Origin of the sequence: Pseudomonas sp. OA65 (genome assembly GCF_017498305.1) — a bacterium.
Classification (GTDB): Bacteria; Pseudomonadota; Gammaproteobacteria; order Pseudomonadales; family Pseudomonadaceae; genus Aquipseudomonas; species Aquipseudomonas zanjanensis.
In genome coordinates this window covers 36,718-51,651 of the sequence record NZ_JAGDEZ010000042.1, presented here as the reverse complement: position 1 = coordinate 51,651, position 14,934 = coordinate 36,718, and the positions used below count along the sequence as shown (strand labels likewise).

Sequence of the window (14,934 nt, the reverse complement as noted above, 5' to 3'; positions counted from 1 at the left end):
TGGCTCAGCAATCGTTGGTTACATCTTTGATTTCTCGCGGAGTAACTTGTGATGCTGATAATCTGTTGACTAGCAGTCTGACTCCACAAGCACCCACACGAATTGCTTGATTCAGTTGTTAAAGAGCGGTTGGCTGAGTCTTTCGTCTCAACCGAGGCGCGCATTCTACAGCACCCCGTGTATCTGTCAAGCGGTTATTTTAAGAAGTTTTCAAAGTTTCGCTTGGAAATCCTTAACAACTTCAACCACTTGCGCTTCCGATCTCTCGTTAGCGGGAGGCGAATTCTACAGCGTTACTCGCTGCTGTCAACACCTCTTTTTCACCGCTTTCGACCGAGAAGATCGAACCGCCGATAGAGCCAAACAACACCGCCCTATCTGCTCCTTCCGAGCTTCGATGAACTGAAGCCCAACACCTTCGAAACCTACTTAACTCGTTGAATCTCAAGGAGTTTTCCGTTTCGACTGCGCCGGAAGTGGGGCGAATTATAGACTTCCAGAATCTGCCGTCAACACCTATTTTCACAATTCTGTCATATCAGTCTAAAAGCCCCGTAAACACTTAGGCGGCGCCCAACGGCGCCAGCCTCCTCACTTACCTATTACAAGCTGGGGAAAGCGAACTGTGAAGCTTCATGGCTGGCACGCTGTGGCCAGCGCTGGGTAATGGCCTTGCGACGGGTATAAAAACGCACGCCGTCCGGGCCATAGGCATGCAGGTCGCCGAATAACGAACGCTTCCAGCCACCAAAGCTGTGATAGGCCACTGGCACCGGCAATGGAACGTTGACGCCCACCATGCCGACTTCGATCTCATCGCAGAACAACCGCGCTGCTTCGCCATCGCGGGTGAAGATGCAGGTGCCGTTGCCATACTCGTGATCATTGATCAGTTGCATCGCTTCTTCCAGGCTGTTGACCCGGACGATGCACAGCACCGGTCCAAAGATCTCTTCTTTATAGATACGCATCTCTGGGGTCACACGGTCGAACAGGCAACCACCGAGGAAGAAGCCCTGCTCATGCCCGGTCACACTCAAGCCGCGACCATCGACCGCCAGCGAGGCACCCGCCGCCACACCGTCTTCTATATAGCCACTGACCTTGTCCCTATGTTGACCGGTCACCAGCGGCCCCATGTCCAACCCGCAAGACGTACCCGCACCAATCTTAAGCGCCTTGATTTGTGGCACCAGTTTGGACACCAGTGCATCCGCCACTTGGTCGCCGACGCACACCGCCACCGAAATGGCCATGCAACGCTCACCGCATGAACCGTATGCCGCGCCCATCAGCGCGCTGACGGCATTGTCCAGGTCGGCATCCGGCATCAGCACCGCATGGTTCTTCGCCCCACCCAGCGCCTGGACGCGTTTGCCGCGTCGGGTGCCCTCGGCATAGATGTATTCGGCAATCGGCGTCGACCCGACAAAACTCAACGCCTTCACTTCCGGCGCTTCGATCAGTGCATCCACCGCAGCCTTGTCGCCATGGACCACGCTCAATACGCCCTTGGGCAAACCGGCTTCCAACAACAACTGGGCGATCAGCAGCGTCGAACTCGGATCACGCTCGGACGGCTTGAGAATGAAGCAGTTGCCGCAGACGATCGCCAGCGGATACATCCACAGCGGCACCATCGCCGGGAAGTTGAACGGGGTGATGCCCGCCACCACGCCCAAAGGTTGAAAGTCTGACCAAGCGTCGATGTTCGGTCCTACGTTACGGCTGTATTCGCCCTTCAGGATTTCCGGCGCTGCACAGGCAAACTCGACGTTTTCGATGCCGCGCTTGAGCTCACCCGCCGCATCTTCCAAGGTCTTGCCGTGTTCCTCGCTGATCAACTGGGCGATACGCGCCTCGTTCTGCTCCAGCAATTGCTTGAAACGAAACATCACCTGCGCGCGCTTGGCCGCCGGTGTATTGCGCCAGGCCGGAAAAGCCGCCTTGGCGGCATCGATGGCCTGCTGGATGGTCGCACGATCAGCCAATGGCACCTTATGAATGGCCTGGCCAGTGGACGGATTGAAAACATCGGCGGTGCGAGCGCTGTCGCTCAGCAGTTCACCATTGATCAAATGCGGGATGAGGCTCATGGGGACTCCAGAATTATCCACAGGCGCCCGTGGCCGGACGCCCGTTGTTATAAAGAATGCGTCAGTCGAGTCTGTTCAGCACTTCACCGACCGCGTCGAACAGACGATCCAGGTCCTGTGGCTTACTGTTGAACGTAGGCCCGAATTGCAGAGTGTCGCCGCCGAACCGCACATAGAACCCGGCTTTCCACAACGCCATGCCGGCTTCGAACGGACGCACGATTGCATCACCATCGCGCCCGGCGATCTGGATCGCGCCGGCCAGACCATAGTTACGGATGTCGATAACGTTCTTCGCGCCCTTCAAGCCGTGCAAGGCATTCTCGAAATGCGGGGCGATTTCGGCCACGCTCTGCACCAGGTTTTCCTTCTGCAGCAGGTCCAACGCCGCCAGGCCCGCCGCGCAGGCCACCGGGTGTGCCGAATACGTGTAGCCGTGGGGAAACTCCACTGCGTACTCGGGCGTTGGCTGGTTCATGAAGGTCTGATAGATCTCACTGCTGGCAATCACCGCGCCCATGGGGATCGCGCCATTGGTGACTTGCTTGGCGATGCACATCAGGTCCGGGGTCACACCGAAGCTGTCGGCACCGAACATCGAACCGGTGCGGCCGAAACCGGTGATCACTTCGTCGAACACCAAGAGAATGCTGTGCTGGTCGCAGATTTCCCGCAGACGCTTGAGGTAACCCTCTGGCGGCACCAGCACGCCGGCCGACCCAGCCATCGGTTCAACGAACACCGCGGCGATGTTGGAAGCATCGTGCAGTTCGATCAGCTTCAGCAGTTCATCGGCCAGGGCGATGCCCCCCTCTTTCGGCATGCCACGGGAATAGGCGTTGCTGGCCAACAAGGTGTGGGGCAAGTGATCGACGTCCATCATGGCTTGGCCGAACAGCTTGCGGTTGCCGCTGACACCGCCGAGGCTGGTGCCGGCAATGTTCACACCGTGATAACCACGGGCACGGCCAATCATTTTGGTCTTGGTCGCCTGGCCCTTGAGGCGCCAGTAGGCGCGGACCATCTTCACTGCGGTATCGGCGCACTCGGAACCGGAATCGGTAAAGAACACATGATTAAGGTTGCCCGGGGTCAGGCTGGTGATCTTTTCCGCCAGTTGGAACGACAACGGATGACCGTACTGGAACCCCGGCGAGTAATCGAGAGTGCCCAATTGCTTGGCGACCGCTTCCTGAATCTCCTTGCGGGTATGCCCGGCGCCACATGTCCACAGGCCCGACAACGAGTCGTAGACCTTGCGCCCCTTGTCATCCACCAGCCAGCTGCCTTCGGCCGCGACGATCAGGCGCGGATCGCGCTGGAAATTGCGATTGGCGGTGTAAGGCATCCAGTGGGCATCGAGCTTGAGCTGGCTGGCCAGGGAACCGGCAGCGTGTTCGGGCATGTTCATCGACAAAACCTCGCAGGTCATAAGCGACAGGGGATCGAAAGCATTCTTGCAGCTAAGTTGCCACGACGATAAAGTCGGTGAAATCCAACTTTTGTAACCTTCAGTCGGTGGATCACTAAACTATGAGCGTTCGTCGTCCCGATCCACTGGCCCAGGTCAGCGACTTTGATATTCGCCTGCTGCGCATTTTCCGCAGCGTAGTGGAATGCGGTGGGTTCTCCGCCGCGGAAACCGTGCTCGGCATCGGCCGCTCCGCCATCAGCCAGCAGATGAGCGACCTCGAGCAGCGCCTCGGCCTGCGTCTGTGCCAACGTGGGCGCGCGGGGTTTTCCCTGACCGAAGAAGGGCGCGAGGTCTATCAATCGGCGTTGCAGTTATTGAGCGCACTGGAAAGCTTTCGCACCGAGGTCAACGGCCTGCACCAGCATTTGCGCGGTGAGTTGACCATCGGCCTCACCGACAACCTGGTCACCCTGCCCCACATGCGCATCACCCACGCCCTGGCGCAATTGAAAGAGCGCGGGCCCGACGTGCAGATCCAGATTCGCATGATCGCCCCCAACGAAGTCGAGCAAGGCGTGCTCGACGGGCGCTTGCATGTCGGCGTGGTTCCCCAGGCCAGTGCACTGTCCGGGCTGGAATATCAACCGCTGTACAGTGAACGTTCGCTGCTGTATTGCGCGGTCGGGCATCCACTGTTTTATGTCGATGACCAACAACTTGAAGACGCACGCCTCAACAGCCAGGACGCCATCGCCCCTACGTTCCGCCTGCCTGCCGAGATCCAGGCCCACTACCAGGCGCTCAATTGCACCGCGAGCGCATCGGATCGCGAAGGCATGGCGTTCCTGATTCTTACCGGGCGCTACATCGGTTACCTGCCCGATCACTACGCCAACCTCTGGGTCCAGCAAGGTCGGTTGCGGGCCCTTAAGCCTGCGGCACGGTTCTATGATTTGAGCCTGGCGTCGGTAACACGCAAGGGGCGCCGGCCTCATCTGGTGTTGGAGAGTTTTCTCGAGAGCCTGGCGGCCACCCGCTGACCTTATTACACCCTGTGGGAGCGAGGCTGCTCGCGATAGCAGTGTGTCAGCAACAAAGATGTGACTGACACACTGCTATCGCGAGCAGGCTCGCTCCCACATTGGTAGGGTTGGCAAAGTCTTTGGCCGAGGGCTTTTTAGTGTGATGGCACTTGTCGGATCGATGCCGGTGCGCTATCAACGCATTTGCTTGCCCACAGACCCAGCCCGGAAACGCCCATGACCTTTGAAGTCCCTGCCCACAGTGGCAAGCCCACCAGTCGCATTCGTCAAAAGAACGAAGACACGATTCTCAAGGCCGCCGAAGATGAATTCGCTCGCCACGGGTTCAAAGGCACCAGCATGAATGCCATCGCGCTGAAGGCCGGGCTGCCCAAGGCGAACCTGCATTATTACTTCACCAATAAACTCGGCCTGTACGTGGCGGTACTGAGCAACATCATCGAATTGTGGGACAGCACCTTCAATACCCTCACCGCCGAGGATGACCCGGCCGAAGCCTTGACCCGCTACATCCGCGCCAAAATGGAGTTCTCTCGTCGCCAGCCCCAGGCCTCGCGACTGTTCGCCATGGAAGTGATCAGCGGCGGCGAATGCCTGACCGAATATTTCAACCAGGATTACCGTGCCTGGTTCAATGGCCGGGCCGCCGTGTTCCAGGCCTGGATCGACGCCGGCAAGATGGACCCGATCGACCCGGTGCACCTTATCTTTCTGTTGTGGGGCAGCACCCAGCATTACGCCGACTTCGCTACCCAGATCTGTCGCGTGACCGGTCGCAGCAAATTGACCAAGCAGGACATGGTCGATGCGGGTGACAACCTGATCCGCATCATTCTCAAGGGCTGCGGCCTGACACCCACTCTTTAAGATCGCCATGCCCTTTACCCTTGCCGGTTTTTGCGAATACCGCGAAGAAATTCGCAAAAGCCGCTTCATCACCTTCGCCGCGCCCATCACCAGCCCCGCCGATGCCCAGGCTTTTATCGAGCAGCACAGCGACCTGGATGCCACCCACAATTGCTGGGCCTGGAAACTCGGCGACCAGTACCGCAGCAACGACGATGGCGAGCCGGGTGGCACCGCCGGGCGGCCAATCCTGGCCGCGATCGAAGCCCAGGCCTGCGATCAGGTCGTGGTGCTGGTGATTCGCTGGTATGGCGGGATTCAACTGGGCACCGGTGGGCTCGCCCGGGCTTACGGCGGCGGCGCGAACAAGTGCCTGCAAAACGCGGAGAAAATCGAATTGATCAGCCGCGTGCCGCTGCACTGTAGTTGCGGGTTCGCCGAACTGCCCCTAGTGAAACTGCGCGTCGCCGAGTGCGGTGGGCTGGTGAATGAAGAGCGCTTCACCGCCAATGGCGTGGACCTGCAATTGGCCGTGGGCGAAGCCCACATCGAAACCTTGCAAACGCAACTGGCCGACCTGAGCCGTGGACGGATCCTGTTGGAGCGTTGAGTTCGCAGGCTGCAATCTTTCAGGGCATCGCGCAATCGTTCAACTTGCCCACATCCACTGTGCACCCGACTGTGGATAACCTGAGCACATCCCTCTGTAACCCTTCTGTCATGCGGGTTTCAGCGGGTTGCTCATTTTTCAGCCAAAGTCCTGCCCAAGCACCAAATCCCTCCACAAAACAACCGCTTGCATCGGTTTATCACCTTTAGAAGAAAGCCGCGTAGTGCTTATGCCCGTGTTTCCGGCTTGCACACAATTACTGTGGAGCAACCTGTGGATAACCCGTTCATGGCTCCTTCCACCCCATGAAGGGCATGGCTCGCAGCCGCTTGTTCAATTTTTGACCACCCATTTCAGGGCAAACCGCTGCCTGGGCCAAACCCGTGCGCGCCAAGGCGGTGCAGAATTTCCCCATTACAGATGCTCAGGCCTGACGCGGAAGGCCTCAGCAACGGGACTCAAGACAATTTCCTGACTTGATGGCCAGGAAATTGCTTTATCCACAGGCATTCCTGTCCACCGGCCCGAGCCTGTCATGTCCAACCCCGACTCCATCGCGCGCCTGCAATTGCGCAAGATCAGCAAACGCTACCCCGGTTGCCTGGCCAACGACGCCATCGACCTGAGCATCCAGCCCGGCGAGATCCACGCCTTGCTGGGGGAAAACGGTGCGGGCAAAAGCACCCTGATGAAGATTATCTACGGCGTCACCGCTGCCGATTCGGGTGAGGTGATCTGGCAAGGCCAGCGCGTCAACCTGCGTAACCCGGCCCAGGCTCGCAGCCTGGGCATCGGCATGGTGTTCCAGCATTTCTCGCTGTTCGAAACCCTCACCGTTGCGCAGAACATTGCCCTGGCGATGGGCGCAGCAGCCGGTACGCCAGCGCAACTGGAGCCCCGGATCCGCGAGGTTTCCCGGCGCTACGGCATGGCCCTGGAACCGCAGCGGCTGGTCCACAGCCTGTCGATTGGCGAGCGCCAGCGGGTAGAGATCATTCGCTGCCTGATGCAAGACATTCAGTTGTTGATTCTCGATGAACCGACCTCGGTACTCACGCCCGCAGAAGCCGAAGAACTGTTCGTGACCTTGCGTCGCCTGGCGAGCGAGGGCTGCAGCATTTTGTTTATCAGCCACAAGCTCGGGGAAGTGCGCGCGTTGTGCCACAGCGCCACGGTGCTGCGCGGCGGACGCGTCTCAGGGCATTGCACCCCGGCGCATTGCTCGGACCGAGAGCTGGCGCAACTGATGGTTGGCGAGGCAGCAGGATTGATCACGGAGCACCCCAAGGTCAGCGCAGACAAAGCCTTCCTGCACATCAACAAGCTGTCTTGGCACAACCCGGACCCGTTCGGCTGCTCGTTACGGGACATTGACCTTGAAGTTTGCAGCGGCGAAATCGTCGGTATCGCCGGGGTGGCGGGCAACGGCCAGGACGAATGGCTGGCGTTGCTCAGTGGAGAAACACAGCTTGTCCGCGAGCAAGGCGAAACGATTCGATTCGACGGGCAGCCCGTAGCGCACCTGCGCCCCGACGCTCGTCGCCGGCTTGGCCTGGCATTCGTCCCCGCCGAACGCCTGGGCCATGGCGCCGTGCCGCAACTGAGCCTGGCGGATAACGCCTTGCTCAGCGCCTTCCAGCAGGGCCTGGTCAGCCATGGGCTGGTTCGACGCAGCAAGGTCGAACACCTGGCCGAGGAGATCATTCGTCGTTTTGGCGTGAAGACGCCCGACACCAAAACTCCTGCGCGCAGCCTTTCGGGGGGCAACTTGCAAAAATTCATCCTTGGCCGGGAAATCCTTCAACAGCCGAAGCTGCTGGTGGCCGCGCACCCGACCTGGGGCGTGGACGTCGGCGCGGCAGCGACCATCCATCGCGCCCTGATCACCCTGCGCGACGCGGGCGCGGCGATCCTGGTGATCTCCGAAGACCTCGATGAACTGTTCCAGATCAGCGACCGTCTCGGGGCCTTGTGCGGCGGGCGTCTGTCGGCCTTGCGTCCCACCGTCGAGACCCGCCTCAGCGACGTCGGCGCCTGGATGGCCGGCCAGTTCGACGCCCCTCAATCCCCTGCCCCCGCGCCGGTTTAACGGAGTTCCACATGCTGCTTTCTCTCGAACCCCGCGGCCAGCAATCGCGCCTGATGCTCTGGTGCTCGCCGCTCTTGGCCGCCATGTTGACCCTGGGCTGCGGCTCGCTGCTGTTTATCGCCCTCGGGCATGACCCGTTGCAAACGCTGTACACCCTGTTGATCGCCCCGATCAGCGACCTGTACGGCGTGTCCGAATGGCTGGTCAAGACCTTGCCGATCCTGCTCTGCGCCCTCGGCCTGGCAGTGGCCTATCAGGCGCGGATCTGGAACATCGGCGCCGAAGGCCAATTGCTGCTGGGCGCCCTGGCCGGCAGTGCCGTGGCGGTGAACATCATCGACGTGCAAAGTCGCTGGGCATTGGTGTTGATCCTGCTGGCCGGCACCCTGGCCGGGGCGGCTTGGGCCGCGCTCACGGCGTGGCTGCGCACGCGCTTCAACGCCAACGAGATCCTGACCAGCATCATGCTCAACTACATCGCCCTGAACCTGCTGCTCTTTTGCGTCCACGGGCCGTTGAAAGACCCGGCGGGGTTCAATTTCCCGGAGTCGGCGATGTTCGGCGAGGCCAGTCGCCTGCCATTGCTGCTGGAGGATGGCCGGGTTCATGCCGGGCTGTATTTCGCCCTGCTGGCGCTGGTGGCGGTGTGGGTCTTGCTGCAGAAAAGCTTCATCGGTTTCCAGATAAAGGTGCTGGGCCTCGATATCCGCGCCGCCGGTTTCGCCGGCTTTCGCCAGAAGCCGCTGGTGTGGCTGGCGCTGCTGATCAGCGGGGCGCTGGCCGGGCTGGCCGGCGTCTGCGAAGTGACCGGACCGATCGGCCAGTTGGTGCCGCAGGTGTCGCCGGGCTACGGCTATGCGGCGATTACCGTGGCGTTCCTCGGCCGCCTCAATCCCATCGGCATTCTGTTTGCCAGCCTGTTGATGGCCCTGCTGTACATCGGCGGTGAGAGCGCGCAGATGTCGCTGAATCTGCCCCAGGCAATCACCCAATTGTTCCAGGGGATGATGCTGTTTTTCCTGTTGGCCTGCGACGTGCTGATTCTCTACCGGCCACGCCTGAACCTGCGCTGGACCCGGCGCGCCCGAACGACCGCGGTACAGGCAGGAGCCTTGTGATGGATATCGACCTGTTGAGCAATATTTTCTACGCCATGGTCCGCTGCGGCACACCGCTGCTGTTGGTGGCCCTGGGTGAGTTGGTCTGTGAAAAAAGTGGCGTCTTGAACCTGGGCCAGGAAGGCATGATGCTGTTCGGCGCGGTGATCGGTTTTATCGTCGCGTTCAACAGCGGCCACCTCTGGCTCGGCGTGCTGCTGGCCATGGCTGCGGGGATGCTGTTGTCGGCATTGTTCGCGCTGGTGGCGCTGGTGTTCAACGCCAATCAGGTCGCCACCGGACTGGCGCTGACGATTTTCGGGGTGGGCCTGTCGAGCTTTGTCGGGGCGGCCTGGGTCGGTAAACCGCTGGCGGGCTTCGAGCCGTTGGCCATCCCGTACCTGAGTGACATCCCCTTGATCGGGCGAATGTTGTTCGCCCAGGACCTGCTGGTGTACCTCTCTTTTGCGCTGTTTGCGCTGGTGGCGTGGGTGATCGTAAAGAGCCGCGCCGGACTGATCATCCAGGCCGTCGGCGAGAACCCCGATGCCGCCAGTGCCATGGGCCTGCCGGTGTTGTGGGTGCGGACCCTGGCGGTGCTGTTTGGCGGCGCCATGGCCGGGTTGGCCGGCGCCTATCTGTCGCTGGCCTACACGCCGATGTGGGCCGAGAACATGAGCGCCGGGCGCGGCTGGATCGCCCTGGCGCTGGTGGTTTTCGCCAGTTGGCGGGTGTGGCGCCTGCTGCTGGGCGCCTACCTGTTCGGTCTCGCCAGCATCCTGCACCTGGTGGCCCAGGGGTTGGGGTTGGCGGTACCGTCGAGCCTGCTGGCGATGCTGCCCTATGCCGCGACCATTTTGGTGCTGGTGTTGCTGTCCAGGGATGCCGTGCGCACGCGGCTATATGCGCCGGTATCCCTGGGACAGCCTTGGCAGGCGGGGCATTGAGATAGACCGCGGCGCGCCTATCGCGGGCAAGCCTTGCTCCCACAGTTTTTCATGAGTTCTACAGACTTCAGTGACCTGTGGGAGCAAGGCTTGCCCGCGATGAGGCTCGAACAGGCAACACTTGAACCAAACCCCACACCACCTCGAAAAACAGGAAAACCCACAACACCGCACTGGCTCCATGCAGCAGCGCATACAGCATCCAGGCCGAAAACAGAAACCGCCCTATCGCGTCATAACGCCCATACAGCGCCTGGGGATCACGAATCCGCAGCACCGCCCACACGCAGACAATCGAGCCCATCAGGTTCACCATCAGCACATGCGCCGGCGCAAACGGCGGCAGGTCCCCAGGCAGGTCAAATAGCTGAGTCATGCTCATCAACACACCATGCACCGCCGCAAAGCTCCACGGCGTGGCCAGCGCGGCCGACACGATCAGGTCGTACCAGGCGCTGCCAAGCACCACCCGGCGATATTGCATCGAACTCCACATACACGTTGCTCCAGATAATCGAGGAGCAAATAAGCTAAAGCCTGGGGTATGCTCCAAGGTCAAGTCCTCTGGAGCTCCGCAATGCGTATCGGTGAATTAGCCCAAGCCTGCGCCGTCAGTCGAGACACGCTGCGTTTCTACGAGCAGCGCGGCCTGATCGCGGCGTCACGTAGCGCCAATGGCTACCGCGACTATCCCGCCGACATCGTCCAACTGGTGCTCTATATCAAGACCGCCCAGCGCCTGGGCTTTACCCTGGGTGAGATTGGCGCCAGCGTCGCCGCCCTGTGGAACGCCCCCGACCCGGACTGCGCCGTGACGCAATTGCTGCAAGACAAGCTGAACCTGATCGAAACACGCATGACCGAACTCGACGCGTTGCGTCAAGAGCTGAAACAACGGCTCGGGCAACGTTGTCCATTAAACCCGTGACCTTTTTCTTTCAAGGATGCCCCTCATGACTTCGGCAAGAAACGCATTGATCATCGGCGCCTCCCGGGGCCTGGGCCTCGGCCTGGTGAAGACGCTGCTCAGCGATGGCTGGAACGTGACCGCCACCGTGCGCAACCCGCAGAACGCCGAGGCTTTGAAAGCACTGGGCCCGGTGCGGATCGAAAAACTCGACATGGACGACCAGCAAGCGGTCATCGCCCTGAGCCAACAGCTCAAGGGCGAGACCTTCGACCTGCTGTTCGTCAATGCCGGCGTCAAGGGCCCGGACAACCAGGGCCCGGGCGGCGCGACGCTGGCCGAAGTCGGCCAGCTGTTCTTCACCAACGCCGTGGCGCCGATCAACCTGGCCCAACGCTTCGTCGGCCAGATCCGCGACGGCAGCGGCGTGCTGGCGTTCATGAGTTCGGTGCTGGGCAGCGTGACCATGCCCGACGCGCCGGAACTGGCGCTGTACAAGGCTAGCAAGGCGGCGCTCAATTCCATGACCAACAGCTTCGTCAGCCAACTGGGCGAACAGTCATTGACGGTACTGTCGCTGCACCCGGGCTGGGTGAAAACCGACATGGGCGGCGAAGGCGCGGACCTCGATGTCGAGACCAGCACTCGCGGGTTGATCGACCAAGTGAATGCGTTCGCCGGGAAGGGCGGGCATCACTTCGTCAATTACAAAGGCGAAACAATCCCCTGGTAAGCCCGCTAATCCCCTGTGGGAGCGAGCCTGCTCGCGATAGCAGACTCATATTCAATATTTATATTGGCTGATCCACCGCATCGCGAGCAGGCTCGCTCCCACATTTGGATCTCAGCCTGATACTGGAAATGTATCCGGCAACCTGAGTAAACTCCGCACCTCGCCCTATCCAACGGGCGACCCTGGATCAGCAGACAGGGCATCACTGAGCTGGCTAACCTGAACCCACTTTCAGAGGAGCCGGCCACCATGCCTGCGACCCGTACCTGGTTAAAAAATCCCCTCGCCATTTTCACGGCCAACGACCTCGATGCCCGTGGCGGTCTCGTCCTGCAGGACGGTGTGATCGTCGAACTGCTAAGCGCCGGCCAACCACCCGCCCAGCCCTGCGACCACGTCTTCGACGCACGCGAGCATGTGATCCTGCCGGGGTTGATCAACACCCATCATCACTTCTACCAAACCCTGACCCGTGCCTGGGCGCCGGTGGTGAGCCAGCCGTTGTTCCCCTGGCTGAAAACCCTCTACCCGGTGTGGGCGCGGCTGACCCCGGAAAAACTCGCCCTGGCGAGCAAAGTGGCCTTGGCCGAGTTGCTGCTGTCGGGCTGCACCACGGCCGCCGACCACCACTACCTGTTCCCCCAGGGCCTGGAAAATGCCATAGACGTGCAAGTGCGAAGTGTCCGTGAGCTGGGCATGCGCGCGATGCTGACCCGTGGTTCGATGAGCCTGGGCGAAGCCGACGGTGGCTTGCCACCGCAACAGACCGTGCAGCAGGGCGAGGTGATTCTTGACGACAGCCAGCGCTTGATCGCCGAATACCACGAGCGCGGCGACGGCGCACAAATCCAGATTGCCTTGGCGCCCTGCTCGCCGTTTTCGGTCACGCCGCAGATCATGCGTGCCAGTGCCGAGCTGGCGGAGAAGCTCGACGTACGCTTGCACACGCACCTGGCCGAAACCCTCGATGAAGAAGCGTTCTGCCTGCAACGCTTCGGCCTGCGCACCGTGGATTACCTGGACAGCGTCGGCTGGCTCGGGCCACGCACCTGGCTGGCCCACGGCATTCACTTCAACCCTGACGAAATCGCCCGGCTCGGTGCCGCCGGCACCGGTATCTGCCATTGCCCCAGTTCGAACATGCGCCTGGCCTCGGGCATTTGCCCGACCCTGGAGCTGACCGCCGCCGGCGCACCCGTGGGCCTGGGCGTCGACGGTTCGGCGTCCAACGATGCCTCGAACATGATCCTCGAAACCCGCCAGGCGCTGTATATCCAGCGCCTGCGCTACGGCGCGCCAGCGATCACGCCAGAGCGCGTACTCGGCTGGGCGACCCGGGGCTCGGCGCAACTGCTCGGGCGCAGCGATATCGGCGAATTGGCCGTGGGCAAACAGGCCGACCTGGCGCTGTTCAAGCTCGATGAGCTGCGCTTCTCCGGCAGCCACGACCCGGTCTCGGCCCTGCTGTTGTGTGGCGCGGACCGAGCGGACCGGGTGATGATCGGTGGGCAATGGCGGGTGATCGACGGGCAGGTCGAGGGGTTGGACTTGAAGGGCTTGATTGCCGATCACAGCCAGGCGGCGCGGGAACTGATCGCCGGCGCCTGACCCAACGCCATCGCGGGCAAGCCTTGCTCCCACAGTTTTCATGAATCCCAAAGATTTGCATTGATCTGTGGGAGCAAGGCTTGCTCCCACAGTTTTTCGTGAGTCCGCAGACTTGCAGCGATCTGTGGGAGCAAGGCTTGCCCGCGATGCTTTTCTAGAGGCCCAGCAGGGACAACATGATAAACGTCGCGAACAACACAAAATGGGTCATGCCTTCGATGGCATTGGTTTCACCATCGTTGAGGTTGATCGCGCAGACGATCAGGGTGATGAAGATCATCACCGTCTGCACCGGGGTCATTGCCATCTGGAACGGCTGGCCGGTGTAAAGGGCCATGGCTTCCATCACCGGCACGGTGAGGATCACGGTGGACAACGAAGCCCCCAACGCGATGTTCACCACCGCCTGCATGCGATTGGCGAGGGCCGCGCGCAGGGCGGTGAGAATTTCCGGCGCGGCGGAGATCGCCGCCACCAGGATCGCCGTGACCACGGGTGGAGCCCCCGAACCTTCCAGCCCCAGGTCGATGGCCTTGGACATCACTTCAGCCAACGCACCGATCACCACCACGCCAAACACCAGCGCACTGATGGAAATCGTCAGGCTGATGGGTTTAGGTTCGTTTTCCACCGGTTCTTTCTTGCGGCGCTTTTCCGGGTAGCTGTAGCTGAAAAAGTAACTGTGGGGTCCGACCTGCATGCGCAGGAACAGCGTGTACAACACGATCATCGCGCCGATGGTGAAGGCCGAATAGGTTTGCCAGCTATCCCGAGGGATGAACTCCGGCACCACCATCGACACGCCCATGGCCGTGAGAATCATCACGCTGTAGGTGCGTGCCGAATCGTCGTTATAGACCTGCTCGCCATGCTTGATCCCGCCCATCAGCGCCGCCAGCCCGAGAATGCCGTTGATGTCGAGCATCACCGCCGAGTAGATCGTGTCCCGCACCAGTGTCGACGAGGCTTCGTTGTTCATCATGATCGCCAGGATCACCACTTCCACCAGCACCGCCGACAAGGTCAGGATCATGGTGCCGTAAGGGTCACCGACCTTTTCCGCCAGCAGCTCGGCGTGATGGGCCACGCGCATGGAGGCCGCGACAATGAAACCGATCAGGACCAGGCCGCCGATCAACGCCACCAACTGCCCGCTGCCCAGCAGCCAGTGCTCCAGCGGATAGGCGACACACACGGCGGCCAGCGCCAGCAACAGCAGTTTTTCTTGCTTGATCAAAGTGAGCATTGCGGGCCTGTCACTGTGAGCGGGTCATGAGTTACTGACTGTGGGGGGACGCGAACGTTTCGTCCGATTGTGACGCACCAGGGGGTGGCGAGTGGCTGGCAGGTGCACCTTTATTGTTCTCAAGGGCCGCATCGCGGGCAAGCCTTGCTCCCACAAGTATCACGGCGCACGTGTGAAGCAAGCTTGCCTCCCTTGAGGTTGGACGGCCCATCTGTTGGGGCAGGGCTGATTTCACATGGTTTGGCCTTGCATTTGTGGGAGCAAGGCTTGCCCGCGATGGCGGTATCAAGACATCGAG

13 protein-coding genes are annotated in these 14,934 nt (G+C 61.0%); 9 read left to right on the top strand and 4 right to left on the bottom strand.

Annotated features, from left to right (window positions below; all coding sequences use genetic code 11):
• Positions 1 to 602: 602 nt before the first annotated feature.
• Positions 603 to 2,096: a CoA-acylating methylmalonate-semialdehyde dehydrogenase gene (locus tag J3361_RS24755; protein ID WP_207966752.1), complete on the bottom strand. Its 1,494-nt coding sequence runs from the start codon at positions 2,094 to 2,096 to the stop codon at positions 603 to 605.
• A 61-nt stretch (positions 2,097 to 2,157) separates the two neighbouring features.
• A complete protein-coding gene (locus J3361_RS24750; RefSeq protein ID WP_207966751.1) occupies positions 2,158 to 3,507 on the bottom strand; it encodes an aspartate aminotransferase family protein in 1,350 nt (449 codons plus the stop codon).
• Between the two features lie 122 nt (positions 3,508 to 3,629).
• On the opposite strand from J3361_RS24750, the gene J3361_RS24745 reads away from it, so the two are divergent.
• From J3361_RS24745 to J3361_RS24720, 6 genes are all read left to right on the top strand, one after another.
• Entirely contained in the window at positions 3,630 to 4,550 is a 921-nt protein-coding gene (locus tag J3361_RS24745; RefSeq protein ID WP_207966750.1) for a LysR family transcriptional regulator, read from the top strand.
• Positions 4,551 to 4,769: 219 nt separating this feature from the next.
• Positions 4,770 to 5,420 carry a TetR/AcrR family transcriptional regulator gene (locus J3361_RS24740; RefSeq protein WP_207966749.1) on the top strand — a complete coding sequence of 217 codons (651 nt, stop codon included), beginning with the start codon at positions 4,770 to 4,772 and terminating at the stop codon, positions 5,418 to 5,420.
• Between the two features lie 7 nt (positions 5,421 to 5,427).
• Complete coding sequence (locus J3361_RS24735; RefSeq protein WP_207966748.1) at positions 5,428 to 6,009, top strand: YigZ family protein; 582 nt, start codon at positions 5,428 to 5,430, stop codon at positions 6,007 to 6,009.
• A 535-nt stretch (positions 6,010 to 6,544) separates the two neighbouring features.
• A complete protein-coding gene (locus J3361_RS24730; RefSeq protein ID WP_207966747.1) occupies positions 6,545 to 8,098 on the top strand; it encodes an ABC transporter ATP-binding protein in 1,554 nt (517 codons plus the stop codon).
• A gap of 11 nt (positions 8,099 to 8,109) precedes the next feature.
• Positions 8,110 to 9,216: an ABC transporter permease gene (locus tag J3361_RS24725; RefSeq protein WP_207966746.1), complete on the top strand. Its 1,107-nt coding sequence runs from the start codon at positions 8,110 to 8,112 to the stop codon at positions 9,214 to 9,216.
• On the top strand, positions 9,216 to 10,142 hold the full coding sequence (locus J3361_RS24720) for an ABC transporter permease (RefSeq protein WP_207966745.1): 927 nt from the start codon (positions 9,216 to 9,218) through the stop codon (positions 10,140 to 10,142). Before J3361_RS24725 ends, J3361_RS24720 begins: the two co-directional genes overlap by 1 nt.
• Before the next feature lie 67 nt (positions 10,143 to 10,209).
• On the opposite strand, the gene J3361_RS24715 is transcribed toward J3361_RS24720, so the two are convergent.
• Positions 10,210 to 10,638 carry a hypothetical protein gene (locus J3361_RS24715; RefSeq protein ID WP_207966753.1) on the bottom strand — a complete coding sequence of 143 codons (429 nt, stop codon included), beginning with the start codon at positions 10,636 to 10,638 and terminating at the stop codon, positions 10,210 to 10,212.
• A gap of 81 nt (positions 10,639 to 10,719) precedes the next feature.
• Between J3361_RS24715 and J3361_RS24710 the strand changes: the two genes are divergently transcribed.
• The 3 genes from J3361_RS24710 to J3361_RS24700 all read left to right on the top strand — a co-directional run bounded on the left by J3361_RS24710 (position 10,720) and on the right by J3361_RS24700 (position 13,390).
• Positions 10,720 to 11,070: a MerR family transcriptional regulator gene (locus tag J3361_RS24710; RefSeq protein ID WP_186707958.1), complete on the top strand. Its 351-nt coding sequence runs from the start codon at positions 10,720 to 10,722 to the stop codon at positions 11,068 to 11,070.
• 25 nt (positions 11,071 to 11,095) lie between these two features.
• The gene (locus J3361_RS24705; RefSeq protein WP_207966744.1) at positions 11,096 to 11,782 is read left to right on the top strand and encodes an SDR family oxidoreductase; all 687 of its coding nucleotides are present in this window, start codon (positions 11,096 to 11,098) and stop codon (positions 11,780 to 11,782) included.
• A gap of 249 nt (positions 11,783 to 12,031) precedes the next feature.
• On the top strand, positions 12,032 to 13,390 hold the full coding sequence (locus tag J3361_RS24700) for an 8-oxoguanine deaminase (RefSeq protein WP_207966743.1): 1,359 nt from the start codon (positions 12,032 to 12,034) through the stop codon (positions 13,388 to 13,390).
• Between the two features lie 154 nt (positions 13,391 to 13,544).
• On the opposite strand, the gene J3361_RS24695 is transcribed toward J3361_RS24700, so the two are convergent.
• The gene (locus J3361_RS24695; protein WP_207966742.1) at positions 13,545 to 14,636 is read right to left on the bottom strand and encodes a calcium:proton antiporter; all 1,092 of its coding nucleotides are present in this window, start codon (positions 14,634 to 14,636) and stop codon (positions 13,545 to 13,547) included.
• Between the last annotated feature and the right edge of the window lie 298 nt (positions 14,637 to 14,934).